The sequence below is a fragment of the Pseudomonas sp. B21-023 genome (assembly GCF_024749165.1).
Taxonomy (GTDB): Bacteria; Pseudomonadota; Gammaproteobacteria; order Pseudomonadales; family Pseudomonadaceae; genus Aquipseudomonas.
This window is the reverse complement of record NZ_CP087190.1, coordinates 1,607,272-1,632,999: the sequence shown is the minus strand read 5'-3', so window position 1 is coordinate 1,632,999 and position 25,728 is coordinate 1,607,272. Positions and strand designations below refer to the sequence as shown.

Here is a 25,728-nt window from a genome sequence, read left to right as displayed (position 1 = left end):
TTTTTTTTACCATCACTCGGCAATGGTGTTTTTGCCTTGCGCCTTGGCCCGATACAGCGCCTGGTCCGCCCGCGCCAGCAACCCGCCGGCATCGTCCCCCTCGCGCCACTGCACCACGCCATAGCTCATGGTCAGCCGGCACGTGCCGATAGGCTCGATCGCCGCCATCGCCACGCGGATCGACGAGGCCACTGCACAGGCTTGCTGCAGCGACGTGTGCGGCAACACCACGGCAAACTCATCACCTCCCCAACGTGCCAGCAGCCCCCGACCGCCCAGACACTGACGGATACGCTCGGTGACCTCGATCAGCGCCGCGTCGCCACGGGCATGACCGTGCAGGTCGTTGATCGGCTTGAAGTCATCCAGGTCCATGGCGATCAATGCCAGTGGCTCACGGAAGCGCCGTGCGCGCTCGCACTCCTGCTGTAGCGTTTTCTCCAGGCGATAGCGATTGGCGGTGCGGGTCAACGCATCCCGCTCGACCAGTTCGCGGTTCTCATCCAGTTGCCGCTGCAACTGCTGGTTGACCCAGGACAGCTCGCAGGTACGCTCGGCCACCTGGCTCTCCAGCGATAGGTTGCGCTGTTCGAGCTCCTCCACCAGGCGCTTGCCTGCGTCGATATTGCGATGAGCCCCGAGCATGCGCGCCACCGAGCCATCGGCGTTGCGGGCGATGATATGGCCGCTGTCCTCGACCCACAGGTAACTGCCATCGTGGCAACGGCACCGGTACTCGATGCGGTAGTGCTCGTTGCGCTGGGTGATGTAGGCCTCGAAATGCGCCATCACCCGCGGATAGTCCTGCGGGTGTATCACGCTTTCCCAGGTCAGCACGGAGTTGTCCAGCGAGTGGCTGGCGTAACCCAGCATCGCGTACCAGCCTGAGTTGCGGTAGACGTAGCCACTGTTGGCATCCCAGTCCCAGATGCCGTCGCTGATCAGCTCGAACAAGGTGTGCAATTGCTGCTCGGTGAAGCCGGCCGGTATCGGCTTTGCTGCCTGACTCATGGACACTCTCCCTGCTGCCCAGCAACTGCGCCCCGTAACCGGTGCTGCCGACACTCGCTATTTTTTTGCCGCTAGCGGCAATACCGTTCCTCTGCCGGGCAAGCATATTCCGAGCGAGAGGTCGCCGGAATAGCCCTTACGGCCTATTTTGCCGCTCCACCATCGCTGGCACAGCTTTTGCCACTTTAGTCGCCTCTCTAACAGTCGTTCACGGAGGAAACATGCTTATCACAGCGAACGGCCTGGGGTGGCAGACCGTGCAGCAACAGCAACGCAGCGTTCTCGAACAGCCTGCAGCACAGTTGCCCGCGCTCCAGCCGCTGATGGCCAGCGCGAAAACCTCGGCGCAGCAGAACAATCAGGGCAGCACCTCGCAGCAGCACGCCGAAGACAATCGCAAGGAGGCCTTCGCCAAGCTGATGGTCATGCTGCAAAATCCGGACGCGGCCAAGCGTGAACAGGCCAGCGTGGGCAAACAGGAAGGATCCAGCGCCCTCCAGGAGTTTCGCGATTACATGGCCAAGTCGCCGGCAGAGAAGATCAAGGAAAAGATGTTTCAGGAGCTGGGCTTGAGTCCGGAGGAGTACGACGCGTTGCCGCCCGAGCAGAAAATGAGGGTCGACCAGCTGATCGCCCAACGCTTGCAGGACGAGGTCGAACGCAAAACCCAGGCCAGGCTCGAACAGCAGGCGCAGCGAGAACAGGCCACCACTCAGCCGCAAAGCGTCCTGAACTCGACAAATGACGATGATACCGAGCGACGCTACACCGCCAAGCTTTGAGCCGGGCTTTGTCCCCGGTTCAGTAGAAGCGTTTCGGATCCCCTGACTCGAGCAGGCTGGCCAACTGGGTCAGGGCGAAGCGCAACTCCTCCCGGCTGGTCGGCGACATCAGTACGACCCGCACGCCACGCGGATCGCCCGTGCGCTCCACCTGGAACTGGCTGGCGCTCATGACCGCCACGCCATTGGCTCTCGCCAGCATCGCGAACTCGTCGCTGCGCCATGGCTCGGGCAAGTTGAGCCAAAGGTGGTAGCTGTGCGGCTGGCTTTGCAACGACGCATCGGTGAAGACTTCACGGGCGATGGCTTGGCGTGCCACAGCCTCGGCGCGGTGCATGCGGATCAGCTGGCTGTCCAGCCCTTCGCCGATCACATGGCTGGCCAGTTGCGCGGTCAACGGCGAAGGCATCCACACCGTGCTGCGTACCATGGCAGTCAGCCGCGACAGCAGTTTCGGCGGGCTGTACAGGTAGCCGATGCGCAACGCCGGCATGACGGACTTGGACAGGCTGGTGAGGTAGATCGAACGCTCCGGTGCAAAAGTCGCCAGCGGCCGGGCCTGTGGATCGGTGGCGAGGAAGCCGTAGATGTCGTCGTCCAGCAACAGGAAGTCGAACTCCTCCGCCAGCGCCGCGATCTGGGCGCGACGCTCGTTGGACATGATTGCCGTGGTCGGGTTCTGACAGGTTGCCACACACACCAGCATGGCTGGCCGCTCGCGCTGGCAGATCTCGCGCAACGCCTCGGGGATGATGCCCTGCTCGTCCATCGGCACACCACGCAGGCGGCGGCCCAGGCCGTGAGCCACGGAGATGATACCCGGGTAGCACAGCGACTCGCACAGCACCAGATCGCCCGCCGCGGTCAAGGCGCTGATCGCCACCATCAGCCCGTGCTGGGCGCCGCTGGTGATGACCACCTGCTGCCACTGCGCACCCGGCAACCACTGCCGTAACCATTGCGCGCCCGCCTCGCGATGCGCCGGATGGCCGCCGTCGGGGGCGTAGTCCAGCACCTGCTCCAGCCGCGCGGTATTGGCCAGTTCGGTCAGCGCGTTGCGCAACCAGTACTGCAGGGTTTCGCCGTAGGGCTTGATGATCGACAGGTCGAGCACTTCGCTGCGGGCAACGGGCGCTGCGGCGGAGGTCGCGCGGGTAACGGCAGGGGCCTCGCCCGTGTCGGCGATCCGGTCAAGAACGTAGGTGCCGCGGCCCACCTCGCCCTGGGTCAGGCCGCGACGCGACGCCTCGGTGTAGGCGCGGCTGATGGTGCCTGGCGTAACGTCCAGTGCCTGCGCCAGTTCGCGTAGCGTCGGCAAGCGCTCGCCACGTCGCAGGGCGCCACTGGCGATATCGTGCGCCAGCGCATCGGCGATGGACAGGTAGACAGGCTGATTGCTTTCGCTGATCCGTGGAACCCACATGAGACGGCCACCGGGCTTAAATGATTGAAATTTGAACACACAGACCGACTTGAGTCGATCCTCCGAGCGATTCAAGTTGTGAACAGCAGCCGCGTGAGAGCAGCCCCTCTTGAATTCAGGCCACGTTACCGTATAGATTCAATTTGAATCGAATCAATCGAATCAATCAACTCATCTGGACTCGCCATGGATAATCTCAGAAAGGATTTTTCCCTCTCCGCCCTGGTCGCCGGCCTGATCGCCGTGATCATCTCCTACGCCGGCCCCTTGATCATCGTGTTCCAGGCCGCCGACCAAGCCGGCCTGGGCAACGAAGCGACCGCATCGTGGATCTGGGCCATTTCCATCGGCAGCGGCCTGACCGGCCTGCTGCTGAGCTGGAAACTGCGGGTACCGGTGATCACCGCCTGGTCCACGCCCGGCGCGGCGCTGCTGGTATCGATGCTGCCGAGCGTGTCACTGGCTCAAGCGGTGGGCGCCTATATCGTCGCCTCGCTGCTGATCGCGGTGATCGCCCTGAGCGGCGCCTTCGACAAGTTGATGAATCGCCTGCCAAAGGCCATCGCCGCGGCGATGCTGGCCGGCATCCTGTTCCGCTTCGGCGCCGAGCTGTTCAGCTCGATCCGCCTGCAGCCCGTGCTGGTGCTGTCGATGCTGGCGAGTTACCTGCTGTTCAAGCGCCTGTCGCCGCGCTACGCGATTCTTTCGGTGCTGATCGTCGGCTGCGGCCTCGCCGCCGGCCTGGGGCAGTTGGACACCCAGGCGCTGGTGCTGGAAATGACCGCCCCCACCTGGACCAGCCCGCAGTGGAGCTGGCAGGCCATTGTCAATATCGGCCTGCCCTTGGCGCTGGTGTCGCTCACCGGCCAGTCGGTGCCCGGTATCGCCGTGCTACGCACCTCCGGCTACCAGGTACCGGCACGCCCGATCGTCTCGGTCACCGCCCTGGGTTCGCTGCTGCTGGCGCCATTCGGCTGCCACGGCGTCAACCTGGCGGCGATCACAGCGGCCATCTGCACCGGTCGCGAAGCCCACGAGAACCCGGACAAGCGCTATATCGCCGGCATGGCCTGCGGTGCCTTCTATCTGCTGATGGGCAGCTTCGGCGCCACCTTGGCCTCGGTGTTCGCCGCCCTGCCGAAGGAACTGATAGCCGCCCTCGCCGGCCTGGCACTATTCGGCGCGATCGCCAACGGCCTGGTGGGCGCCATGAGTGACGAAAAACAACGGGAACCGGCGCTGATCACCTTCCTGGTCACCGCCTCTGGGATGAGCTTGCTCGGCCTTGGCGCCGCATTCTGGGGGCTGATCTTCGGGCTGGCTGCACACCTCGCCCTGAGCCACAGACAAACGGCTCGACAGCCCCGGGAAGGCATCCAGGCAAGGTAAACGAAGGAGAATTGGAAAGAGATGGCGTCCCAGGCAGGATTTGAACCTGCAACCTTCCCCTTAGGAGGGGGATGCTCTATCCAATTGAGCTACTGAGACACAGAGGCCGACAACAGACGCTGCGCGGCGGGGACGGCGAGCATGTTAACCAGCATGTGCGCATTTGTCATGTATCAATCGGGCATTATGCACGTCGGCCTTTTTCCCTGCGTGTCAGCGATCACGCCTTCGGCGCGCAACAGCGCGATCAAGGCTTCCACCGCACCGGCCAACGGCCCGGAATTGTCCACGACATGCACACCGGGATCGTAGGCCTGCAGTCGGAAATTACGGGCCAGGCGTTGCTCGATCTGCTCGGTGCTTTCTCTTCCGCGGGCCAGCAAGCGCTGGCGAAGCACCTGCGGGGAAACAACCAGCCCGACGGCTACGAGATCAGGGTAGCGCTGCCGGGCGATCGGCAGGTACGCACGCGAGCCGTTGACCAGTACCGAGCGCCCCGCAGCGAGCCATGTATCCAGTTGCGCAGGGATGCCATAGCGCAGGCCATTGGCCTGCCAGTCCAACGCAAAGGCCCCCGCTTCGCGCATTGCCTCGAAACGTTCGGCGCTCACGCCATGCGCGGCTTCACCCTTGGCCTCGGCCGAACGCGTGATGACCCGCCGAGCGATTTCGACCCCCTGGGTGAACAATCGCTCACGGGCCGCCTCGAGCAGGGAATCTTTTCCTGAACCAGACGGTCCCATGAGGAATATCAGGCGCCCCCTTGAGGCCGCCCCACCGCTTGCGTCATATTGCATAGCCACTATGCTCAATGTATGGGAAACCAGCGCATTTGATGATTTTCCCTGACCCTTTGCTGTCTTTTACCAGATTTTGACGGCATTTGTCTGACACCTGTGCAATTCGATGAATGTGAAACTTTTCAAACCAGTGCTCATTTCTGATAATTGGTACTGGCAAAAAGCCTTTATCGAGATCACTATTTGTCACAGAATTGACGCCAAGGAAACGGCGATCATGAGGCAAGATGAAGAACCAAAATCACATCACGGTTGAACATTTTGTCGTCGCCGCGGTCGTACTTCCACCGTGCGGCCAATTTGAGAACCGCTCCCCTGAACCAGAACAACCGGTCAATTTATATGCGCCCAATGAAACAGGCTATCTACTCCAGCCGCACCGCTGACAAGTTTGTCGTCCGCCTGCCAGACGGGATGCGTGAGCGCATTGCCGAGGTAGCGCGCAACCATCACCGCAGCATGAACTCCGAGATCATCGCCCGCCTGGAGCAGAGCCTTATCCAGGAAGGTGCTCTGGGTGACGAGCTGAGCATGCGCCTGGACAGCCCAGAGCTCAGCCTTCACGAACGCGAACTGCTGCAACGCTTCCGCCAGTTGTCCCACCGCCAGCAGAATGCGCTGGTCGCCCTCATCGCCCACGATGTGGAAATGGCCGCCGACGCGTCCTGATCCTGCCAAGCGCACACAAAAAAGCCAGCGTAAGCTGGCTTTCTTGTTTCTGGCGTTCCGTCGACCTACATCAGGAACAGCGTTGCCAGGCCGAGGAAGATGAAGAATCCACCACTGTCGGTCACGGCAGTGATCATCACGCTCGACCCCATTGCCGGATCTCGGCCCAGGCGCGTCAGCGTCATCGGGATCAGTACACCCATCAGCGCTGCCAGCAGCAGGTTCAAGGTCATCGCGGCGGTCATGACCAGCCCCAGCGACCAGCTGCCATACAGCCAGAACGCCACCACCCCGATCACACCGCCCCAGACCAGGCCATTGATCAACGATACCGCCAACTCCTTGCGCATCAGGCGGCTGGTGTTGCCTGGTGACACCTGGTCCAGCGCCATGGCGCGAACGATCATGGTGATGGTCTGGTTGCCGGAGTTACCGCCGATACCGGCAACGATCGGCATCAATGCCGCCAGGGCCACCAGCTTCTCGATGGAGCCTTCGAACAGGCCGATCACCCGCGACGCGACAAACGCGGTGATCAGGTTGATGGCAAGCCACGCCCAACGGTTGCGCAGCGAGCGCCAGACCGAGGCGAAGATGTCTTCCTCTTCGCGCAGACCGGCCATGTTGAGCACTTCGCTCTCACTTTCCTCACGGATCAGATCGACCATTTCATCGATGGTCAGGCGGCCGATCAAGCGCTCTTTCTTGTCCACCACCGGAGCGGATACCAAGTCGTATCGCTCAAAGGCCTGAGCCGCGTCGTAGGCATCTTCCTCGGGGTGGAAGGTCACCGGGTCATTGGCCATGACCTCCGCGACTTTCTTGTCCGGGTCGTTGACCAACAACCGCTTGATAGGCAGCACGCCCTTGAGAATACCGTCGTAATCGACCACGAACAGCTTGTCGGTGTGCCCTGGCAGCTCCTTGAGCCGGCGCAGGTAGCGCAGTACCACTTCGAGGCTGACATCTTCGCGAATGGTGACCATCTCGAAGTCCATCAATGCACCGACCTGCTCCTCGTCGTAGCTCAGGGCCGAGCGCACACGCTCGCGCTGCTGGGCATCGAGACTCTCCATGAGTTCATGGACGACGTCACGGGGCAATTCCGGAGCCAGGTCGGCGAGTTCGTCGGCGTCCATCTCCTTGGCGGCCGCCAGCAACTCGTGATCGTCCATGTCGGCGATCAGGGTCTGACGCACGGCATCGGAGACTTCAAGCAGGATGTCGCCGTCACGGTCGGAGCGCACCAGCTGCCAGACCGTCAGGCGATCGTCCAGTGGCAGGGCTTCGAGGATGTAGGCGATGTCGGCGGGGTGCAGGTCGTCGAGCTTGCGCTGCAGCTCGACCAGGTTCTGGCGGTGGACCAGGTTTTCCACCAGGTCATGGTGATGACCTTCCTGACGGTGCGTCAGGTCCTCGACCACCCGCTGGCGCTGCAACAGTTCGATCACCTGGGCCAGGCGATCCTGCAGGCTGTCTTGGGTTTTCTTTACTTCGATTTCGGTCATAGGCGAACTCCACTCCCAGCAGCGGAGCACGCCGGGAGAATCAATCGGTCAGATCTGTCTGTATGAAGCGTGTTAGCGAGTAACTACTGGGTAAGTCCATGGTGGTATTCCACAAGCCCCGGCGGGGCTGACGGGCGCAATCATACACTGTGCAAGCTGTCGGATCGCTTAAATTTTTGGCTAGAACAATCGTTTGCGCGCTAAAGCTGTGACAACGCTCGAAGCCATCAGTGCGACGGTTGGTCTGGCGTTAAAAGCACATTCGTTTTGTGTCGACTCGATCTTCAGCTGCAGACCCTTGCAAGGAAGGCCTACAGCAGTAGCTTAGATGGACATCTGCGACAATTCAGCGCATATGGAAAAACAAAAAGCCCGCTCAAATGAGCGGGCTTCTTGATGTATGGCGGACTCAGCAGGATTCGAACCTGCGACCGCTCGGTTCGTAGCCGAGTACTCTATCCAGCTGAGCTATGAGTCCGTGGTGGTAGTTTTAGGCCAGGTTACCACTGGCTTGTTGAAGCGTCTTTGCAAGCAGAGCCACTTCAAAAAGTGGCGGACTCAGCAGGATTCGAACCTGCGACCGCTCGGTTCGTAGCCGAGTACTCTATCCAGCTGAGCTATGAGTCCGTGGTTGGTAGTTTTAGGCCAGGTTACCACTGGCTTATTGAAGTGCCTTTGCAAGCAAAACCACTTCAAAAGTGGCGGACTCAGCAGGATTCGAACCTGCGACCGCTCGGTTCGTAGCCGAGTACTCTATCCAGCTGAGCTATGAGTCCGTGGGGTAGTTTTAGACCAGGTTACCACTGGTTGATTGAAGCAGCCTTGCAGGCAAAGCCACTTCAAAAGTGGCGGACTCAGGAGGATTCGAACCTCCGACCGCTCGGTTCGTAGCCGAGTACTCTATCCAGCTGAGCTATGAGTCCGTGTCTTGCTGTGCCATTCGGATCGCTTGAAGCGCTCCAGGCAAATAATGGCGGTGAAGGGGGGATTCGAACCCCCGATACCCTTATGAGGTATACTCCCTTAGCAGGGGAGCGCCTTCGGCCACTCGGCCACCTCACCGCAACACGAGGCGAATATTAAACACACCCTTCCTCGTTTGCAACCCTTTTTTTGAAAAAAACTTCAAAAGAATTAAAGGCTTGGCTCCTCGTCCTTCTCTTTCTTGATCCGCAGGTAGATTTCCTCGCGGTGAACGGCCACTTCTTTCGGCGCGCTCACGCCGATACGCACCTGGTTGCCTTTGACACCCAGGACCGTCACGGTGATCTCACCGTCACCAATGATCAGGCTCTCGGCGCACCGACGAGTCAGAATCAGCATAGTTTTCTCCTCACATGAATCTTCAGGGACAACAGTCTTTGATAAGCAGGGCCTGGCCGGGGACGACGGCGCAGACCCGAATCGACCACCACAGGCGCCTGGACAGGGACACCAGCAGCGGCCAGAAACGCGAAGGGCGCGGCAAGCCGCGCCCCTCCAGGCAGCGTCTTACTCACCCTGTCGGGCGGGAGCATCAAGCTCGAACGCGGTATGCAGCGCGCGTACAGCCAGCTCCAGGTACTTCTCTTCGATCACCACCGAGACCTTGATCTCGGAGGTGGAGATCATCTGGATGTTGATGCTCTCCTTGGCCAGGGCTTCGAACATGCGGCTGGCGACACCCGCGTGGGAGCGCATGCCGACGCCGACGATGGACACCTTGGCGATCTTGGTGTCGCCGATCACTTCACGCGCGCCGATTTCGCGGGCGGTGTTCTCCAGCACGCTCAGCGCCTTCTCGTACTCGTTGCGGTGCACGGTGAAGGTGAAGTCGGTGGTGTTATCGTGCGAGACGTTCTGCACGATCATATCGACTTCGATGTTCGCGGCGCTGATCGGGCCGAGGATCTTGAAGGCAACGCCTGGGGTGTCCGGGACGCCACGAATGGTCAGCTTGGCCTCATCACGGTTGAAGGCGATACCGGAAATGATCGGCTGTTCCATGGATTCCTCTTCATCGATGGTAATGAGGGTACCCGGACCCTCCTTGAAGCTGTGCAGCACGCGCAGCGGGACGTTGTACTTGCCGGCGAACTCCACCGAGCGGATCTGCAGCACCTTGGAGCCGAGGCTGGCCATTTCCAGCATCTCCTCGAAGGTGATCTTCTCCAGGCGCTGGGCCTGGGGCACGACACGCGGGTCGGTGGTGTAGACGCCGTCGACATCGGTATAGATCTGGCACTCGTCGGCCTTCAGGGCCGCCGCCAGGGCCACGCCGGTGGTGTCGGAACCGCCACGACCGAGGGTGGTGATGTTGCCGTGCTCATCGACACCCTGGAAGCCGGCGACCACCACGACACGGCCGGCCTTGAGGTCGGCGCGGATCTTCTGGTCGTCGATCTGCAGGATGCGCGCCTTGTTGTGGGCGCTGTCGGTGAGGATGCGCACCTGGTTGCCGGTGTAGGACACCGCCGGCACGCCGCGCTTCATCAGGGCCATGGACAGCAGGGCGATGGTGACCTGCTCGCCGGTCGAGACGATCACGTCCAGCTCGCGGGGTTCGGGCTTGTCGGTGATCTGCTTCGCCAGGTCGATCAGGCGATTGGTTTCCCCGCTCATCGCCGACAGCACGACCACCAGGTCGGTGCCTTGCTCGCGGAATTTCTTGACCTTGTCGGCAACCTGCTCGATCCGCTCGATGGAACCGACAGAGGTACCGCCAAATTTCTGTACGATCAACGCCATTTCAAAGGTGCCTCAGCCCTAAAGGGCCCCAAAAAACAATCCAACATGAAACGGCCGGCGAATAGACCGCCGGCCGCCTCATCTCAAAGTCCCTGCTCGGCGAACGGCACTGCCAGGGCCAGGGCCTTGTCCAGCGCGGCGACGTCGACGCCACCACCCTGGGCCATGTCAGGGCGACCACCGCCCTTGCCACCGACCGCCGCAGCGGCTTGTTTCATCAGATCGCCAGCCTTGAGTTGGCTGGAGAGGTCCTTGGTCACGCCAGCCACCAGCACGACCTTGCCCTCATGCTCACTGCCCAGCAGGATCACTGCATGGCCGAGCTTGTTCTTCAGCTGATCGACGAGCGCCAGCAGGGCCTTGCCATCCTGCCCATCCAGGCGGGCGGCGAGGACCTTGGCACCCTTGACCTCAACGGCCGCGTTGGAGAGATCGTCCCCGGCGGCGCTGGCGGCCTTGGCCTGCAGCTGCTCGAGCTGCTTTTCCAGCTGGCGGTTGCGCTCGAGCACAGCCGACAGCTTGTCGATCAGGTTGTCGCGGTTGCCCTTGACCAGCTGCGCGGCTTCCTTGACCTGCTCTTCGGCAGCGTTCAGGTAGGCCAGCGCCGCGGCGCCGGTGACCGCTTCGATACGGCGCACGCCAGAGGCCACGCCGCCTTCGCTGACAATCTTGAACAGACTGATATCGCCAGTGCGCTTGGCATGGATGCCGCCGCACAGCTCGACGGAGAAATCACCGCCCATGCTCAGCACGCGCACGGTGTCGCCATATTTCTCACCGAACAGCGCCATGGCGCCCTTGGCCTTGGCAGTTTCGATATCGGTCAGCTCGGTCTCGACCGGGGTGTTCCTGCGCACTTCGCGGTTGACGATGTCTTCCAGGGCCTTGATCTGCTCTGGCTTGACCGCCTCGAAGTGGCTGAAGTCGAAACGCAGGCGCTGGCTGTCGACCAGCGAGCCCTTCTGCTGCACGTGATCGCCCAGCACCTGGCGCAACGCTTCGTGCAACAGGTGAGTGGCCGAGTGGTTCAGCGAGGTGGCGTGCTGCACCTCGGCATCGACCTTGGCCTCGACCGGCGAGCCGATGACCAAAGCACCGCTGGCGACCACGCCGTGGTGCAGGAAAGCACCACCGGTCTTGGTGGTATCGCGCACGTCGAAGCGCGCGGCGCCGGCCTGCAGGTAGCCGCTGTCGCCGACCTGGCCACCGGACTCGGCATAGAACGGCGTGCGGTCGAGCACGACCACACCCTCCTCACCTTCGCCCAACTGGTCGACCGACTGGCCATCCTTGTACAGGGCGACGATCTTGCCCTGCCCTTCGGTGGTGTCGTAGCCGAGGAAGTCGGTGGCGGTGTCGACCTTGACCAGGCTGTTGTAGTCCATGCCGAAGGCGCTGGCGGAACGGGCACGCTCGCGCTGGGCTTCCATTTCACGCTCGAAGCCGGCTTCGTCGATGGTCAGCTCGCGCTCGCGGGCGATGTCGGCGGTGAGGTCCATGGGGAAGCCGTAGGTGTCGTACAGCTTGAACACCACGTCGCCCGGGACGACCTTGCCCTGCAGTTGGGCCAGGTCCTGCTCGAGGATACGCAGGCCCTGCTCGAGGGTCTTGGCGAACTGCTCTTCCTCGGTCTTGAGCACGCGCTCGATGTGTGCCTGCTGGCTCTTCAGCTCAGCGAAGGCTTCGCCCATCTCGGCGACCAGGGCGGCGACGATCTTGTGGAAGAAGCTGCCCTTGGCGCCTAGCTTGTTGCCGTGGCGGCAGGCGCGGCGAATGATGCGGCGCAGCACGTAGCCACGGCCTTCGTTGGACGGCAACACACCGTCGGCAATCAGGAAGCCGCAGGAGCGGATATGGTCGGCGACCACCTTCAGCGACGGTTGGTCGTCGTTGCTGCAGCCGATGGCTTCGGCGGCGGCGGCCAGCAGGCTCTGGAACAGGTCGATCTCGTAGTTCGAGTGCACATGCTGCATCACCGCACTGATGCGCTCCAGGCCCATGCCAGTATCTACCGACGGGGCGGGCAGCGGGTGCAGCACACCATCGGCGGTGCGGTTGAACTGCATGAAGACGTTGTTCCAGATCTCGATGTAGCGATCGCCGTCTTCTTCCGGCGAGCCGGGTGGGCCGCCCCAGATATCAGCGCCGTGGTCGTAGAAGATCTCGGTGCACGGGCCGCACGGGCCGGTATCGCCCATGGTCCAGAAATTGTCGGAAGCGTATGGGGCGCCCTTGTTGTCGCCGATGCGCACCATGCGCTCGGCGGGGACGCCGACTTCCTTGGTCCAGATGTCGTAGGCTTCGTCGTCGCTGGCGTAGACGGTGACCCACAGCTTTTCCTTGGGCAGGTTCAGCCACTTGTCCGAGGTCAGGAAGGTCCAGGCGAAGGTGATGGCATCGCGCTTGAAATAGTCGCCGAAGCTGAAGTTGCCCAGCATCTCGAAGAACGTATGGTGGCGGGCGGTGTAGCCGACGTTTTCCAGGTCGTTGTGCTTGCCACCGGCGCGCACGCACTTCTGGCTGCTCACGGCGCGGGTGTAGGCGCGCTTTTCCTGGCCGAGGAAGCAGTCCTTGAACTGGTTCATGCCGGCGTTGGTGAACAGCAGGGTCGGGTCATTGCCCGGGATCAGGGAGCTGGAGGCAACGCGAGTATGTCCCTGCTCTTCGAAGAAGCGGAGGAAGGCTTCACGGATTTCTGCGCTTTTCATAGGTTCTTCCACGGAAACGGCGGCCACACGTCGAATCGACGAAACGACGGCAAAGGGCCGCATTATATCGGTCCTGCAGTCTCGGTGCAGTGTGTTTATGCGATAGAAACCGTCGATTGGACGGCTTGCAGGGCTAAAGCAATTGAAAACGGCATGACCGCGATGCTATCGCCAGCGTTTCGCTACTGGCAAGCCAATTACGGTCCCGGGACAGGGAAAATTAACAGGTTGGTGAATTAAAAGAATTTCATCACCGAAGGGATCCAAAATCGCAGGCGCGGGCTTGCCCCGCGCCTAAGGGAATCAGGCCAGGCGTTGCCCCGAATCCGGGACGATCAGAATGCCGGCGCGCAGCCCGTTCTTCACCTTGGGGTTGGGGAAGATGATTCGTGCGCCCTCCTCCTCCACCACCCAACGCGTCTCGGCTAGATCCTCGGCCAGCAGATCGCCCTTTTTCAGCTCGGAGAAGTTCTCGATGTCCGCCGGCAGGTGCAGGCGGAAACTGTCGCTGTGCTTGATGATCTCGCGGGCGACACTGAACAGCTTGAGGCCATCCAGGGACTGCTCGGTTACCGGTTCGGTATCTTCGATGAGCTGGATCAGACGCGCTTCGAGCCTGTCGAGATTGACCTCCTCGTTCTGCCCGAACGGCCGTGCCTTGCCGAGCTCCAGGGTAAAGGCTTCGGCATCGAGCTGCTCATAGGTGAAGGCGCTGAAGGTGATCGACGACTTGCTCTGCAGCAGTACCGCCTGCATGCCGGCCGCTGCCAGACGCGCCAGCTCTCGACGAGAGTGCAGGCGCCCCTCCTTGTAGGGGTACAGCGCGAACTGCTCGATCTTGGACCCACGAATGGCGGTATGCAGGTCGTAGTGCAGGCGGGTGCGTTCGGGCTTGCTGAAGAACACCCGGGCAAACTGCTCCAGCTCCGCGGCCCGCAATGCCTCGAAGCCACTGGAGAGTTCGTGGCGGCCATTGAACAGGCGGTTGATGTCCTGCTCGATGAAGCGCTCACCCTTGCGGATCGCCGCCGGGTTGCCGAACAGGAACAGCACCCGCGCACGCGGCTTGATCTTGCCGTTGGCCACGCCGTGCAGCAGCCTTTCGAGCAACTCGATCGGCGCTGTCTCGTTGCCATGGATACCGGCCGACAGCAGCAGGTCGAGCCCGCAATCCTCACCTTCGGGCGGGCGCACTTCCAGCGCACCCTCCCCCAGCCAGCGCAAACGCACGCCCCGGGTGGTCACTTGGGTCTTCTCGGCCGGTTCGTGATCGGTCAGGGTCAGCTCAAGCAGTTTGCCAAGGGCGAGCATAGGCGCTTCCTTAGTGGTGGTGGCCGCAGTCCGGGCCATGGACGTGGTCGTCGTCACCGGCGACATCGGCCGGCTCCATTTCCAGTTGCAGGCTGACCAGGTTGGTGGCCATCGGGCGCAGCAGCAGGTTGGCGTACTCGGTGTCGTCTTCCTCGACATCGACGCCGATCAGCAGCTGGCCGCGGCCGTCCTGCTGGATCCACACTTCCTTGCCTTGCCAGACCACGGCAAAACGGGTGCACGAGGTTTCCAGCTGGGTGCCGTCTTCATCTTCCAGGATCAGGCGCAGGGCGTCGGACATTGCAATTTCTCTCTTCAAGGTTGGCGTTGGAACGGATAGACCGAACCCAGCTTGAGGATCTGGGTCAGTTCATCCAGTGCCGTGCGGCATTCCACCAGCAACTGCGGGTCGGCCAGGTCGGTCTCGCCGAGGCGATCGCGGTAGTTCTTGTCGACCCATTGCACCAGGGTGTCGTACAGCGGGGCGGTCATGATAACGCCTTGGTTGACCGCTGCTAGTTCGTTTTCCTTCAACGCCACGCGCAAGCGCAGGCAAGCCGGGCCACCGCCGTTCTGCATGCTCTGCTTGAGGTCGAACACCTTGACCTCCGTCACCGGGCCGCCCTGGCTGGTCAGTTGCCCCAGATACGCCCAGACGCGCTCGTTGTTGCGGCACTCTTCCGGCACCACCAACAGCATCGAGCCGTCTTCGCGGCTGAGCAACTGACTGTTGAACAGATAGGAACGCACCGCGTCCTCCACCGTCACCGCCGCGCGCGGCACGCAGATACCCTGGAAGCGGCCACCCTTGCTGGCCAGTTTAGCCTGCAGTTGGCCAAGCACCGCATCGGTCTCGAGGAAGGCGTCCTCGTGGTAGAACAGCACCTCGCCGTTGCCTACCGAGATCACGTCGTTGTGGAACACGCCCTGGTCGATCACTGCCGGGTTCTGTTGAGCGTAGACCACGCCGTCAGCGCTCAACCCATGCAGGCGGGCGACAGCCTGGGAAGCCTCCAGAGTCTGGCGCGCCGGGTACTTCTGCGGCGCTGGGTAGCGGCTGTCGAAGGCGCTACGGCCGTAGACGAAGAACTCGACACCCGCTTCGCCATAGGCACGGCAGAAACGCGTATGGTTCGCTGCGCCTTCGTCACCGAACTGCGCCACGGCCGGCAAGGCCGGGTGGTGAGCGAAGTGCTTGTCATCGTTGAACATGGCGTCCAGCACCCGGCTGGTAGTCGGGTGCTCGATGCTGCGATGGTACTTGCAGTTCAGGTTGGCGGCGGTGAAGTGCACACGACCGTCCGCAGTGTCGGCACTAGGGCTGACAGTGGCGGCGTTGGCCACCCACATGCTCGACGCCGAACAGCTGGCAACCAGCAGCGGCATGGCCTCCTTGGCGGCACGCTGGATCACTTCGGCGTCGTTGCCGGTGAAGCCGAGGCGACGCAATGCGGCCACGTCCGGGCGCTCCTGCGGGGCCAGCACGCCCTGCTTGAAGCCCATTTCCATCAGCGCTTTCATCTTCGCCAGGCCCTGGCGCGCCGCCTCGCGCGGGTTGGAACCCTGCTGGCTGTTGCTCTGCGAGGCCACGTTGCCGTAAGACAGGCCGCCGTAGTTGTGGGTTGGCCCCACCAGGCCATCAAAATTCACTTCAAAGGATTTCATCGGCAAGGCTCCGAGACCTGTTGTTATAGGGTGACGCCCGGCGTCAGGGTCGCCGGCAGTACGAGATTCGCGGTCTCCAGCGAAGCCACGGGGTAGGCGCAGTAGTCCGCCGCGTAGTAGGCGCTGGCGCGGTGGTTGCCACTGGCACCGACGCCACCGAACGGCGCGCTGCTGGCGGCGCCGGTCAGTTGCTTGTTCCAGTTGACGATGCCGGCGCGACTGCGCAGCCAGAAGTGCTGGTAGCGGGCGTTGGAATCCGATAACAGGCCAGCAGCCAGGCCGTACTGGGTATTGTTGGCTTCCTCGATTGCCGCATCGAAATCGGTGTAACGGATCACCTGCAGCAATGGGCCGAAGAACTCCTCGTCCGGGCGCCCGGCCACCGCAGTGACATCGATGATGCCGGGGGTAAGCAAGGCGGCGTCAGCCTGCGGCTGGGTCATCTCCAGCAGCGCCACTGCGCCCTTGCCGAGCAGTTCGGCCTGGGCCGCCAGCAGGGCGCGAGCCGCCTGCAGCGAAATCACCGAACCCATGAACGGCGCGGGCTGCTGGTCGAATGCGCCGACACTGATGCTGCGGCTCACCTCGACCAGGCGCTGGATCAGCGCGTCGCCCCAGGCGCCCTGCGGCACCAACAGGCGGCGGGCACAGGTGCAACGCTGGCCGGCGGAGATGAAGGCCGACTGGATGATGGTGTACACCGCCGCGTCCAAGTCCTTGACCTCGTCGACCAGCAGCGGGTTGTTGCCGCCCATCTCCAGGGCCAGGATCTTGTCCGGGCGGCCGGCGAACTGCTGGTGCAGCAGGTTGCCGGTACGGCTGGAGCCGGTGAAGAACAGACCGTCGATACCAGGATTTCCGGCCAGCGCCGCGCCAGTTTCACGGGCGCCCTGGATCAGGTTGAGCACGCCAGCCGGCAACCCAGCCTCAATCCAGCACTTGACCGTCAGCTCGGCAACCTTGGGGGTCAGCTCGCTGGGTTTGAACACCACGCAGTTGCCGGCCAGCAGCGCCGGAACGATATGGCCGTTGGGCAAATGACCGGGGAAGTTGTACGGGCCAAACACCGCCACCACGCCATGGGGCTTGTGGCGCAGCACGGCAGTGGCGTCGGCCAGCGGGCCGCTCTTCTCGCCGGTACGCTCACGGTAGCTCTGCACCGAAATGGCGACTTTGTTGACCATGCTGGTCACTTCGGTGGCCGATTCCCATAGCGGCTTGCCGGTTTCTTCGCCAATGCAGCGCGACAGCGCCTCGGCATTGGCCTTGAGCTTCTCGGCGAAGGCCTCCAGCACGCCAATACGCGCATCCAGGCTCAGCGACGCCCAGCCGGGGAACGCCTGACGGGCAGCCTGCACGGCATTGTCTACCTGTGCAGCATCGGCGCCCTGCCCTTGCCAGATCACCGCCTGGGTGACGGGGTTGAGCGACTGCAGGGCTTCGCCCTGGCCAGCCAGCCATTGGCCGGCAATGTAGTGCGTCTTCATTTACTGGGCCTCCCGACCGGCGGACAGTGGCACGGCGCGCACGTTGTCACCGGCGCCCAGGCGCAGGCGTTTGGCGGTCTGCGGATCGACCACCAGGGTGCCTGCGGCCAGGCGCGCCGGCGCGGCCGTGATGCGGCAGTCTTCGCGCTTGCGGTTGTGGATGATGAAAGGGGTGGCGTCGTCGCCTGGTGTACCAACGGCCAGCACCAGGGTCTCGCTGTCACGCACGGCGCGGATCTTCGAGGTCTCGCACTCGATGGCGGGGCCTGCGTCGAAGATGTCGACGTAGCCCTGGTAGTTGAAGCCTTCGCGCTTGAGCATGGCCAGCGCCGGCTCGGTGTCGGTGTGCACGCGGCCGATGACGTTGCGCGCCGCTTCCGAGAGGAAGCAGGTGTACAGCGGGAACTTGGGCATCAGCTCGGCGATGAACGACTTGTTGCCCACGCCGGTGAGGTAATCGGCCTGGCTGAACTCCATCTTGAAGAAGTGCCGGCCCAGGCTTTCCCAGAATGGCGAACGGCCTACCTCATCGGACATACCGCGCATCTCGGCGATGATCTTGTTGCCGAACAGCTGCGGGAACTCGGCGATGAACAGCATGCGCGCCTTGGACAGTAGACGGCCATTGAGCCCGCTGCGGTAATCACTGCGCAGGAACAGCGAACACAACTCGGAGTTGCCGGTCAGGTCGTTGGCCAGGAACAGCGTGGGAATCTCGCGGTAGATGTTCAATTCCTGGGAGGCACTGACGGTCAGGCCGACCCGGTAGTTGTACCAGGGCTCGCGCAGGCCGACGGCGCCGGCGATGGCGCTGATGCCGACCACCAGGCCCTCGTCGTTCTCCAGCACGAACAAGTAGTCGGTGTCGCCGCGCTCGGCTTCGCCGCGGAAGCTCTTTTCCGCCCAACCGACCCGCTGGCCGAGGCGATCCTCGTTGGCAGGCAGGGTGGTCAGCCCGGTGGTGCCGGTACTGCGGGCCAACTCGATCAGCGCGGGTAAATCGCTGCTGCGTACAGGACGAACGATCATGCTATCTCCTTGTGCGGCGGTCTGTGCCTGCCGCGAAACTCTCTGTTGCGGCGTTTCAGACCGCGACCAGGCGCACGCTGGCGCCTTCGCCGACACCCAGGGCCTCGGCGGCTTCGCCGCTGAGGTTGACCGGCTTACCCGGAACCCAGTCCAGTTCCAGCAGCACGGCGCGGTAATCCTGCAACTGGCCGTTGCACACCAGGTACGGACGGCCGCCCTTGACCGGCGACTCGTCGAGCTTGACCGGCACCACCCGGCTCTGGGCGATGGAGCGTATGCCCGAGGCACGGGCATGCAGGGTCGGGCCGCCGTCAAAGATGTCGATGTAGTGCTCGGTCTCGAAGCCTTCGCGCATGAGGATGTCGAAGGTGATCTGCGCCCGCGGGTGCACCTGGCCCATGGCTTCCTGCGCGGCGTCCGGCAACAGCGGCACATAGATCGGGTAGTGCGGCATCAGTTCGGCGAGGAAAGTGCGGCTCTTCAGGCCACACAGGCGCTCGGCATCGGCGTAATTGAGGTCGAAGAAGTTGCGGCCGATGGCGTCCCAGAACGGTGACTCGCCCTGCTCGTCGCTGTAACCGACGATCTCGGTCACCACCGACTCGGCGAAGCGCTCCGGGTGCGAGGCCATGAACAGCAGGCGACCACGCGAGTTGAGCTCGGCGAAGGCGCTGGTCACCAGCTCTGGCACCACGTAGAAGCTGGTCAGCAGGCTGTTGCCGGTAAGGTCGTGGCACAGCGACAGGACGTGGATCTTGTTGTGGATCTTCAGCTCGCGGGAGGCGTGCACGAAGGTCTCGTTGCGGAAGCTGTAGAACGGCTCGGAGTAGCCGGCCGAGGCGACGATGGCCGAGCAGCCGACCAGCTTGCCGGTGGCGCTGTCCTCGAGCACGAAGAAGTAGCTCTCCTCGCCGTTGAAGCTGACCTCGGCGGCAAAAGAGGTTTCCGACGCGGCGATCTTGTCGCCCAGACGCCCAGCGTCGTCCGGCAGCGAGGTGACACCAATGGGGCTGTCGGCAGCCATGCGCTGCACTTCGTTCAGATCAGCCATTTGCGCGGGGCGCATCACCAGCATGGTGTCACTCCTTTCGGGAAAGCGGGCCGATCACCTCGGCACGAAAAAACGGCGGGCACGCGCCACTACCTGCAAGCAGGTGCCCGCACTGGAATCAGGTATCACCGGCCTCGCTCGAGGCCGGCAACAGCACCGCAGGATCAGCCCTGGGTCAGTTTGCGCACAGCGCGCTCGAAGCGCTCCAGGCCTTCATCGATATCGCGGTCCTCGACCACCAGGCTCGGGGCGAAGCGCACGACATCGGGACCTGCCTGCAGGACCATCACGCCTTCCTTCTCGGCGGCGTTGAGGATGTCCTTGGCCTTGCCCTTCCAGGCGTCACTGAGCACACAGCCGATCAGCAGGCCGACACCGCGCACCAGGGTGAACAGGCCGGTTTCCTGGCCGATCTTCTCCAGGCGGGTCTTGAAGCGTTCGTGCTTGGCCTTGATGCCGGCCAGCGTCTGCGGGGTATTGACCACATCCAGCACGGCGCAGGCCACGGCACAGCCCAGCGGGTTGCCGCCGTAGGTGGTGCCGTGGGTGCCGACGGCCAGATGCTTGGCCAGGTCGCTGGTGGTCAGCATGGCACCGATCGGGAAGCCGCCGCCCAGACTCTTGGCACTGGTCAGAATATCCGGGGTGACGCCGTAGTGCTGATAGGCATACAGCGAGCCGGTGCGACCGACGCCGGTCTGCACTTCATCGAAGATCAGCAGCGCGTTGTGTTCGTCGCACAGCTTGCGCGCGCCTTCCAGGTAGGCCTTGTCGGCCGGCACCACACCGCTCTCGCCCTGGATCGGCTCGATGACCACGGCGCAGGTCTTGTCGGAGATCTGCGCCTTCAACGCTTCCAGGTCGTTGTACGGCACATGGCTGATGCCGGTGATCTTCGGGCCGAAGCCGTCGGAATACTTGGGCTGTCCACCGACGCTGACGGTGAACAGGGTGCGACCGTGGAAGCTGTTCACAGTGGCGATGATTTCGTGCTTCTCGGGACCGAAGCGATCATGGGCGACACGGCGGGCCAGCTTGAAGGCGGCCTCGTTGGCTTCGGCGCCGGAGTTGCAGAAGAACGCGCGCTCGGCAAAGGTCGCATCCACCAGCTTGTGCGCCAGGCGCAAAGCCGGCTCGTTGGTGAACACGTTGGAGACATGCCAGAGGGTATTGGCCTGCTCGGTCAGCGCCTTGACCAGCGCCGGATGGCAGTGACCCAGAGCGTTGACCGCGATGCCGCCAGCAAAATCGATCAGCTCGCGCCCGGACTGGTCCCATACTCGGGAACCCTCGCCTCGCACAGGAATGAAGGCCGCCGGGGAGTAGTTGGGGACCATGACCTGGTCGAAATCGGCACGTTGCACCGGGGCTTGCTCAACGGACATCTGAGTCTCCTGAAGAGGAACGCTGGCCTGGAAGTGGCGAGCGATGAAGGGATTGTAAGGACTGATCGGCGCCTGTCCTTGCTGCCAGGCGACAACTTGTTACAGCGCCAAACCGAGTTTTCACGCGGTTTTCGGCAATGCGACAAACAGTGTCGCAATCGCGCAGTGTAACGGCAGGACAAGGTCGCGGGGAGATGGCAGCGCAAATTGGGAGAACGGTTGTTCACTTCAGAAGAAAGGGCCGCTGCGCGCCCATCGCCGGCAAGCCGGCTCCCACCCCGACCGCGCCACCCTTAAGCCAGGTGCCATCCGTATGAGTGCTGGGTTACCAGCGATAAGGTCACACCCGAACACATCACCCCCAAGACCTACACGCACCGGTGGGAGCCGGCTTGCCGGCGATGGGCTGCGGAGCAGCCCCAATGAAATCTCAGCCGCGCTCGGCCGGTGCCGAACTCAGCTCGAACGGGCTGCTGTTACGTCGCTGGTTACGGTCTTCGCGCGGCGTGGCACCAAAGAAATTGCGATACGCGCTGGAGAAATGCGGCCCGGAGGAGAACCCGCAGGACAGGCCGATCTGGATGATCGACTTGCTGGTCTGCATCAGCATCTGCCGCGCCTTGTTCAGGCGCAGCTCCAAGTAGTACTGGCTGGGCACGCGATTAAGGTACTGCTTGAAGATACGCTCCAGCTGGCGGCGGGAAACGCATACGTGCTGGGCGATTTCGTCGGTGGTCAGCGGCTCTTCGATGTTGGCCTCCATCAGCAGCACCGCCTGGGTGAGCTTGGGGTGGCTGGAGCCCAGGCGGTTCTGCAGTGGAATACGCTGGCGCTCGCCACCTTCGCGAATGCGCTCGACCACCAGTTCTTCCGACACCGCACCGGCCAGTTCCGCCCCGTGGTCCCGAGCGAGCACCGCCAGCAGCAGGTCGGTCACCGCCATGCCGCCGCAGGCGGTCAGGCGATCGCGATCCCAGTCGAACAGGTGACTGGTGGCGATCACCTTGGGGAAACGTTCGGCGAAATCATCCTGCCAGCGCCAGTGCACCGCAGCGCGGTAGCCGTCAAGCAGGCCCAAGGCGGCCAGCGGGTACACCCCGGCAGACAAGCCGCCGATCATGCAACCGCTGCGCGCCAACTGCTTGAGCGCGGCGGACAATGCCGAACCGATCGCCGCCGGCGGTTCATCAGCCAGCAGGAACAGCTTGTGATAGCCCTCCAGGCGGCCGGCCCACGCTTCGCCCGGCAGGCGCCAAGCGCCCTCCTGCCCGGCCTCGGCCTGCAAGAAGGACATTGTATAGACCACGTCCGGATGCACCCGCTGGGCCACCTGCAACACCTCTTCGGCCAGCGCCAGGGTCAGCGGCTTGGTGCTGGGCCAGATGAGAAATCCGATTCGCTGGGTGGTCATAGGGCGTGGTCCGAAACCTGAAAAGGAGGGTCGCGCTTGTGGCGCCGTGGCATGCTGCGTGCGTTGCGCAGCATGCCCCATCATGGTGCAAAGTGCAGCCTTTACTTCAGGCTGCCGGAAAGGAACTGCTTGAGGCGCTCCGACTGCGGATTGACCAGCACTTCACGCGGGCAGCCCCGCTCTTCCACCAGGCCCTTGTGCAGGAACACCAGCTGGTTGGAAACCTCGCGGGCAAAGCCCATCTCATGGGTGACCACGACCATGGTACGGCCTTCCTGGGCCAGCGATTGCATGACCTTGAGCACATCGCCCACCAGCTCCGGATCCAGCGCCGAAGTCGGCTCGTCGAACAGCATCACCTCCGGCTCCATGGCCAGGGCGCGGGCAATGGCCACACGCTGCTGCTCGCCACCGGACATGTGCCCGGGGAAAGCGTCCTTGCGGTGGGACACACCGACCTTGGCCAGGTAGTGCTCGGCCTTCTCCAGCGCTTCCTTCTTGTTGACGCCCAGCACGTGCACCGGTGCCTCGATGACGTTTTCCAGCGCAGTCATGTGCGACCACAGGTTGAAGTGCTGGAACACCATCGACAGGCGCGAACGCATGCGTTGCAGCTGCTTCGGATCGGCGGCCTTGAGCGCGCCGTCCTTGCCGGCAACCAGCTTGAGCTCTTCGTTGTTGAGCAGGATCTTGCCCGCGTGCGGCTGCTCGAGCAGGTTGATGCAACGCAGGAAGGTCGATTTGCCCGAACCGCTGGAGCCGATGATGCTGATCACGTCGCCTGCCTTGGCTTCGAGGGAGACGCCCTTGAGCACCTCATGGCTGCCGTAGCGCTTGTGCAGGTCTTGGATTTGGAGTTTGTACATACTGTCGGATCTCACAGAGCGGTCAGTGCTTGCGCGGCGCCAGGTAACCGAGCCAGCGGCGTTCGGCCATCTTGAACAGGCGCACGAGGATGAAGGTCAGGCACAGGTAGAACACGCCCGCCGTGATGTAGGCCTCGAAAGGCAGGTAGTACTGGGCGTTGACCGTGCGCGCGGCACCGGTGATGTCGATCAGGGTGACGATCGACGCCAGGCTGGTGGTCTGCAGCATCATGATCACTTCGTTGCTGTACTGCGGCAGCGCCCGGCGCAGCGCGGACGGCAGCAGGATGCGGCGGTACATCTTCATGCGCGACATGCCGATAGCCTTGGCCGCCTCGATCTCGCCGTGGGGCGTGGCCTTGAGGCTACCGGCAATGATCTCGGCGGTGTAGGCGCTGGTATTGACGGCGAAGGCCAGACAGGCGCAGAAGGTCGCGCTGGACAGCCACGGCCACAGGAAGCTCTCGCGCACCGCCTCGAACTGGGCCAGGCCGTAGTAGATCAGGAACAGCTGTACCAGCATCGGCGTGCCGCGGATCACGTAGGTGTAAAGCCAGGCGCTCATGTTCACCAGCGGCTGTTTCGAGACGCGCATCAAGCCCAGCGGGATGGCCGCCAGCAAGCCGAACAGCAGCGACAACGCCAGCAGCTTAAGGGTGGTCAGCAGACCGCCCAGATACAGCGGCATGGCTTCCCAGATGACGTTGTAGTCGAAGATCATAGCTCAACCGCCTTGACGCCCACCGAGTAGCGCTTCTCGAGATACTTCAGCGCCAGCAGCGAGACACTGGTCAGCACCAGGTACAACGCCGCCACCGCAAGGAAGAAGGTGAAGGGTTCGCGGGTGGCGTCCGCCGCCTGCTTGGCCTTGAACATCATGTCCTGCAGGCCGACCACCGAAATCAGCGCGGTCGCCTTGGTCAGCACCAGCCAGTTGTTGGTGAAGCCCGGGATCGCCAGACGGATCATCTGCGGCACCATGATGCGGAAGAACACCTGGACCCCGCTCATGCCATAGGCCGCGCCCGCCTCTGCCTGGCCCTTGGGGATGCCGAGGAAGGCACCGCGGAAGGTTTCCGACAGGTACGCGCCAAAGATGAAGCCCAGCGTGCCGATGCCGGCGACCAGGGGATTGAGGTCAATATAGTCGTCATAGCCGAGCAGCGGCGCCACCCGGTTGATGATGTCCTGGCCGCCATAGAAGATCAGCAGGATCAGGACCAGGTCAGGGATGCCACGGATCACCGTGGAGTACAGATCCCCCAGCCAGGCCAACCAGCGTACCGGCGACAAACGCAGCGCCACGCCAATCAGGCCGAGGACAATGGCCAGGGCCATCGACGACAAGGCGAGCTGCAGCGTCAGCCACGCCCCGTCGAGGATGACTGCCCCATAGCCTTTCAACATGATTCGTATTCCTCAGGGCTTGGGAATGAAAAATGGTGCAAACCTCAGAGATTCTGCTGTTTGCACCATTGCACAGGTGAAACTCGATGGCTTACTTCGAGTCTGGACCGTAGATGTCGAAGTTGAAGTACTTCTTCTCGATCTCTTTGTATTTGCCGTTGGCGCGAATCGCGTCGATGGCGGCGTTGATGCGCTCGGCGTTGGCGGTGTCGCCCTTGCGCACGGCAATACCTACGCCATCACCGAAGTACTTGGTGTCGGTGAAAGCCGGCCCCACGAAGGCGAAGCCCTTGCCGGCGTCGGTCTTCAGGAAGCCGTCCTCGAGCAGGGTGGCGTCGGCCACGGTGCCGTCCAGGCGACCGGCGGCGACGTCCAGGTAGATTTCGTTCTGGGTGCCGTAGGGCACCACGGTGGCGCCTTGCGGGGCCAGGACTTCCTTGGCGAAACGGTCGTGGATCGAGCCACGCTGCACACCGATCTTCTTGCCCTTCAGCTCAGCCAGGCTGTCGCTGACAGTAGTGCCTTGCTTCATCACCAGGCGAGCCGGGGTCAGGTAGTAGCGCTTGGTGAAGTCGACCGATTTCTTGCGGTCGTCGGTGATCGACATGGATGACAGGATGGCGTCGATCTTGCGCACCTTCAGTGCCGGGATCAGGCCGTCGAATTCCTGCTCGACCCAGGTGCACTTGGCTTTCATCTGTTCGCACAGGGCGTTGCCGATGTCGTAGTCGAAACCAGCGAGATTGCCATCGGGCTGCTTGAAGGCGAAGGGTGGGTAGGCCGCCTCGATACCGATCTTCAACGGCTTCTCATCGGCCTGCGATACCAGGGAAAACACGGAAAGCGCCAAGGCGCCAAGCAGTGCGAGCTTCTTCATCAGGTAACTCCATCGGTACGGGGCAATACAAGGCAGTTGTAACAGCTGCCCGATATGCGAATGGGTACAGCGCGAGCCGCGCAGGTTTCGACCAAGGTCGCAGACCACGAGCGAGTGAGTGGCATTCTAGCGACAGCCCGGAGGTCGATATTTCTTCAAAGCGACAACTAATTACAGAAGCGCCAGGAACCGCGGCGGGCGATATTGACAGCTCCTGCGAGA

Annotated in this window: 22 protein-coding genes and 6 tRNA genes; 3 read left to right on the top strand and 25 right to left on the bottom strand. The window is 62.7% G+C overall.

Annotated elements, in window-relative coordinates:
- Positions 1-12: 12 nt before the first annotated feature.
- Positions 13-1,011, bottom strand: coding sequence for a sensor domain-containing diguanylate cyclase (locus LOY42_RS07405; RefSeq protein ID WP_258600148.1), 999 nt, complete (start codon positions 1,009-1,011; stop codon positions 13-15).
- 257 nt (positions 1,012-1,268) lie between these two features.
- Here LOY42_RS07405 and LOY42_RS07400 point away from each other — a divergent pair, with 257 nt between their 5' ends.
- Entirely contained in the window at positions 1,269-1,793 is a 525-nt protein-coding gene (locus LOY42_RS07400; protein ID WP_177486058.1) for a hypothetical protein, read from the top strand.
- A 19-nt stretch (positions 1,794-1,812) separates the two neighbouring features.
- On the opposite strand, the gene LOY42_RS07395 is transcribed toward LOY42_RS07400, so the two are convergent.
- Complete coding sequence (locus LOY42_RS07395) at positions 1,813-3,216, bottom strand: PLP-dependent aminotransferase family protein (protein ID WP_258600146.1); 1,404 nt, start codon at positions 3,214-3,216, stop codon at positions 1,813-1,815.
- A 186-nt stretch (positions 3,217-3,402) separates the two neighbouring features.
- On the opposite strand from LOY42_RS07395, the gene LOY42_RS07390 reads away from it, so the two are divergent.
- Entirely contained in the window at positions 3,403-4,605 is a 1,203-nt protein-coding gene (locus tag LOY42_RS07390) for a benzoate/H(+) symporter BenE family transporter (RefSeq protein ID WP_258600145.1), read from the top strand.
- 22 nt (positions 4,606-4,627) lie between these two features.
- Here LOY42_RS07390 and LOY42_RS07385 read toward each other — a convergent pair.
- Positions 4,628-4,704, bottom strand: a tRNA-Arg gene (locus LOY42_RS07385).
- A 74-nt stretch (positions 4,705-4,778) separates the two neighbouring features.
- Positions 4,779-5,402, bottom strand: a complete 624-nt coding sequence (phnN, locus tag LOY42_RS07380; RefSeq protein ID WP_139673386.1) for a phosphonate metabolism protein/1,5-bisphosphokinase (PRPP-forming) PhnN — start codon at positions 5,400-5,402, stop codon at positions 4,779-4,781.
- Between the two features lie 345 nt (positions 5,403-5,747).
- Between phnN and LOY42_RS07375 the strand changes: the two genes are divergently transcribed.
- Entirely contained in the window at positions 5,748-6,074 is a 327-nt protein-coding gene (locus LOY42_RS07375) for an Arc family DNA-binding protein (RefSeq protein ID WP_003254499.1), read from the top strand.
- Positions 6,075-6,139: 65 nt separating this feature from the next.
- Here the strand turns inward: LOY42_RS07375 and mgtE are convergent, their stop codons facing one another.
- The 21 genes from mgtE to LOY42_RS07270 all read right to left on the bottom strand — a co-directional run bounded on the left by mgtE (position 6,140) and on the right by LOY42_RS07270 (position 25,506).
- The gene (mgtE, locus tag LOY42_RS07370) at positions 6,140-7,582 is read right to left on the bottom strand and encodes a magnesium transporter (RefSeq protein ID WP_023629439.1); all 1,443 of its coding nucleotides are present in this window, start codon (positions 7,580-7,582) and stop codon (positions 6,140-6,142) included.
- Between the two features lie 401 nt (positions 7,583-7,983).
- Positions 7,984-8,060, bottom strand: a tRNA-Arg gene (locus LOY42_RS07365).
- Between the two features lie 72 nt (positions 8,061-8,132).
- Positions 8,133-8,209, bottom strand: a tRNA-Arg gene (locus LOY42_RS07360).
- 72 nt (positions 8,210-8,281) lie between these two features.
- Positions 8,282-8,358: transfer RNA gene (locus LOY42_RS07355), tRNA-Arg, on the bottom strand.
- A 70-nt stretch (positions 8,359-8,428) separates the two neighbouring features.
- Positions 8,429-8,505, bottom strand: a tRNA-Arg gene (locus LOY42_RS07350).
- A gap of 48 nt (positions 8,506-8,553) precedes the next feature.
- A tRNA-Ser gene (locus LOY42_RS07345) sits at positions 8,554-8,644 on the bottom strand.
- Positions 8,645-8,716: 72 nt separating this feature from the next.
- Positions 8,717-8,905: a carbon storage regulator CsrA gene (gene csrA, locus LOY42_RS07340; RefSeq protein ID WP_003254503.1), complete on the bottom strand. Its 189-nt coding sequence runs from the start codon at positions 8,903-8,905 to the stop codon at positions 8,717-8,719.
- A 168-nt stretch (positions 8,906-9,073) separates the two neighbouring features.
- The gene (locus tag LOY42_RS07335) at positions 9,074-10,309 is read right to left on the bottom strand and encodes an aspartate kinase (protein WP_028691060.1); all 1,236 of its coding nucleotides are present in this window, start codon (positions 10,307-10,309) and stop codon (positions 9,074-9,076) included.
- An 83-nt stretch (positions 10,310-10,392) separates the two neighbouring features.
- Positions 10,393-13,017 carry an alanine--tRNA ligase gene (gene alaS, locus LOY42_RS07330; RefSeq protein WP_177486059.1) on the bottom strand — a complete coding sequence of 875 codons (2,625 nt, stop codon included), beginning with the start codon at positions 13,015-13,017 and terminating at the stop codon, positions 10,393-10,395.
- A 303-nt stretch (positions 13,018-13,320) separates the two neighbouring features.
- Entirely contained in the window at positions 13,321-14,328 is a 1,008-nt protein-coding gene (gene astE / locus LOY42_RS07325) for a succinylglutamate desuccinylase (RefSeq protein WP_139673394.1), read from the bottom strand.
- Between the two features lie 10 nt (positions 14,329-14,338).
- Positions 14,339-14,629, bottom strand: coding sequence for a hypothetical protein (locus LOY42_RS07320; protein WP_011534960.1), 291 nt, complete (start codon positions 14,627-14,629; stop codon positions 14,339-14,341).
- Between the two features lie 14 nt (positions 14,630-14,643).
- Complete coding sequence (astB, locus tag LOY42_RS07315; RefSeq protein WP_258600142.1) at positions 14,644-15,993, bottom strand: N-succinylarginine dihydrolase; 1,350 nt, start codon at positions 15,991-15,993, stop codon at positions 14,644-14,646.
- Between the two features lie 23 nt (positions 15,994-16,016).
- On the bottom strand, positions 16,017-17,480 hold the full coding sequence (gene astD / locus LOY42_RS07310; protein WP_139673400.1) for a succinylglutamate-semialdehyde dehydrogenase: 1,464 nt from the start codon (positions 17,478-17,480) through the stop codon (positions 16,017-16,019).
- Positions 17,481-18,509: an arginine N-succinyltransferase gene (astA, locus tag LOY42_RS07305; protein WP_102683090.1), complete on the bottom strand. Its 1,029-nt coding sequence runs from the start codon at positions 18,507-18,509 to the stop codon at positions 17,481-17,483.
- Between the two features lie 55 nt (positions 18,510-18,564).
- A complete protein-coding gene (gene aruF, locus LOY42_RS07300) occupies positions 18,565-19,584 on the bottom strand; it encodes an arginine/ornithine succinyltransferase subunit alpha (RefSeq protein WP_139673403.1) in 1,020 nt (339 codons plus the stop codon).
- A 140-nt stretch (positions 19,585-19,724) separates the two neighbouring features.
- Positions 19,725-20,945, bottom strand: coding sequence for an aspartate aminotransferase family protein (locus tag LOY42_RS07295; RefSeq protein WP_139673406.1), 1,221 nt, complete (start codon positions 20,943-20,945; stop codon positions 19,725-19,727).
- A 430-nt stretch (positions 20,946-21,375) separates the two neighbouring features.
- On the bottom strand, positions 21,376-22,356 hold the full coding sequence (gene argR / locus LOY42_RS07290; RefSeq protein ID WP_038706575.1) for a transcriptional regulator ArgR: 981 nt from the start codon (positions 22,354-22,356) through the stop codon (positions 21,376-21,378).
- Between the two features lie 101 nt (positions 22,357-22,457).
- Positions 22,458-23,222: an ABC transporter ATP-binding protein gene (locus LOY42_RS07285; protein WP_023630946.1), complete on the bottom strand. Its 765-nt coding sequence runs from the start codon at positions 23,220-23,222 to the stop codon at positions 22,458-22,460.
- 22 nt (positions 23,223-23,244) lie between these two features.
- Positions 23,245-23,943, bottom strand: a complete 699-nt coding sequence (locus LOY42_RS07280) for an ABC transporter permease (protein WP_102683093.1) — start codon at positions 23,941-23,943, stop codon at positions 23,245-23,247.
- A complete protein-coding gene (locus LOY42_RS07275; protein ID WP_102683094.1) occupies positions 23,940-24,629 on the bottom strand; it encodes an ABC transporter permease in 690 nt (229 codons plus the stop codon). The genes LOY42_RS07280 and LOY42_RS07275 overlap by 4 nt, the downstream gene beginning before the upstream one ends.
- A 91-nt stretch (positions 24,630-24,720) precedes the next feature.
- Positions 24,721-25,506, bottom strand: coding sequence for an ABC transporter substrate-binding protein (locus tag LOY42_RS07270; RefSeq protein ID WP_139673408.1), 786 nt, complete (start codon positions 25,504-25,506; stop codon positions 24,721-24,723).
- Between the last annotated feature and the right edge of the window lie 222 nt (positions 25,507-25,728).

Excerpts from the sequence above, each read along its gene's own strand:
- LOY42_RS07405 (WP_258600148.1), bottom strand. The coding sequence starts at position 1,011 with ATGAGTCAGGCAGCAAAGCCGATACCGGCCGGCTTCACCGAGCAGCAA.
- LOY42_RS07395 (WP_258600146.1), bottom strand. The coding sequence starts at position 3,216 with ATGTGGGTTCCACGGATCAGCGAAAGCAATCAGCCTGTCTACCTGTCC.
- LOY42_RS07390 (WP_258600145.1), top strand. The coding sequence starts at position 3,403 with ATGGATAATCTCAGAAAGGATTTTTCCCTCTCCGCCCTGGTCGCCGGC.
- phnN (WP_139673386.1), bottom strand. The coding sequence starts at position 5,402 with ATGCAATATGACGCAAGCGGTGGGGCGGCCTCAAGGGGGCGCCTGATA.
- LOY42_RS07375 (WP_003254499.1), top strand. The coding sequence starts at position 5,748 with ATGCGCCCAATGAAACAGGCTATCTACTCCAGCCGCACCGCTGACAAG.
- mgtE (WP_023629439.1), bottom strand. The coding sequence starts at position 7,582 with ATGACCGAAATCGAAGTAAAGAAAACCCAAGACAGCCTGCAGGATCGC.
- csrA (WP_003254503.1), bottom strand. The coding sequence starts at position 8,905 with ATGCTGATTCTGACTCGTCGGTGCGCCGAGAGCCTGATCATTGGTGAC.
- LOY42_RS07335 (WP_028691060.1), bottom strand. The coding sequence starts at position 10,309 with ATGGCGTTGATCGTACAGAAATTTGGCGGTACCTCTGTCGGTTCCATC.
- alaS (WP_177486059.1), bottom strand. The coding sequence starts at position 13,017 with ATGAAAAGCGCAGAAATCCGTGAAGCCTTCCTCCGCTTCTTCGAAGAG.
- astE (WP_139673394.1), bottom strand. The coding sequence starts at position 14,328 with ATGCTCGCCCTTGGCAAACTGCTTGAGCTGACCCTGACCGATCACGAA.
- LOY42_RS07320 (WP_011534960.1), bottom strand. The coding sequence starts at position 14,629 with ATGTCCGACGCCCTGCGCCTGATCCTGGAAGATGAAGACGGCACCCAG.
- astB (WP_258600142.1), bottom strand. The coding sequence starts at position 15,993 with ATGAAATCCTTTGAAGTGAATTTTGATGGCCTGGTGGGGCCAACCCAC.
- astD (WP_139673400.1), bottom strand. The coding sequence starts at position 17,480 with ATGAAGACGCACTACATTGCCGGCCAATGGCTGGCTGGCCAGGGCGAA.
- astA (WP_102683090.1), bottom strand. The coding sequence starts at position 18,509 with ATGATCGTTCGTCCTGTACGCAGCAGCGATTTACCCGCGCTGATCGAG.
- aruF (WP_139673403.1), bottom strand. The coding sequence starts at position 19,584 with ATGCTGGTGATGCGCCCCGCGCAAATGGCTGATCTGAACGAAGTGCAG.
- LOY42_RS07295 (WP_139673406.1), bottom strand. The coding sequence starts at position 20,945 with ATGTCCGTTGAGCAAGCCCCGGTGCAACGTGCCGATTTCGACCAGGTC.
- argR (WP_038706575.1), bottom strand. The coding sequence starts at position 22,356 with ATGACCACCCAGCGAATCGGATTTCTCATCTGGCCCAGCACCAAGCCG.
- LOY42_RS07285 (WP_023630946.1), bottom strand. The coding sequence starts at position 23,222 with ATGTACAAACTCCAAATCCAAGACCTGCACAAGCGCTACGGCAGCCAT.
- LOY42_RS07280 (WP_102683093.1), bottom strand. The coding sequence starts at position 23,943 with ATGATCTTCGACTACAACGTCATCTGGGAAGCCATGCCGCTGTATCTG.
- LOY42_RS07275 (WP_102683094.1), bottom strand. The coding sequence starts at position 24,629 with ATGTTGAAAGGCTATGGGGCAGTCATCCTCGACGGGGCGTGGCTGACG.
- LOY42_RS07270 (WP_139673408.1), bottom strand. The coding sequence starts at position 25,506 with ATGAAGAAGCTCGCACTGCTTGGCGCCTTGGCGCTTTCCGTGTTTTCC.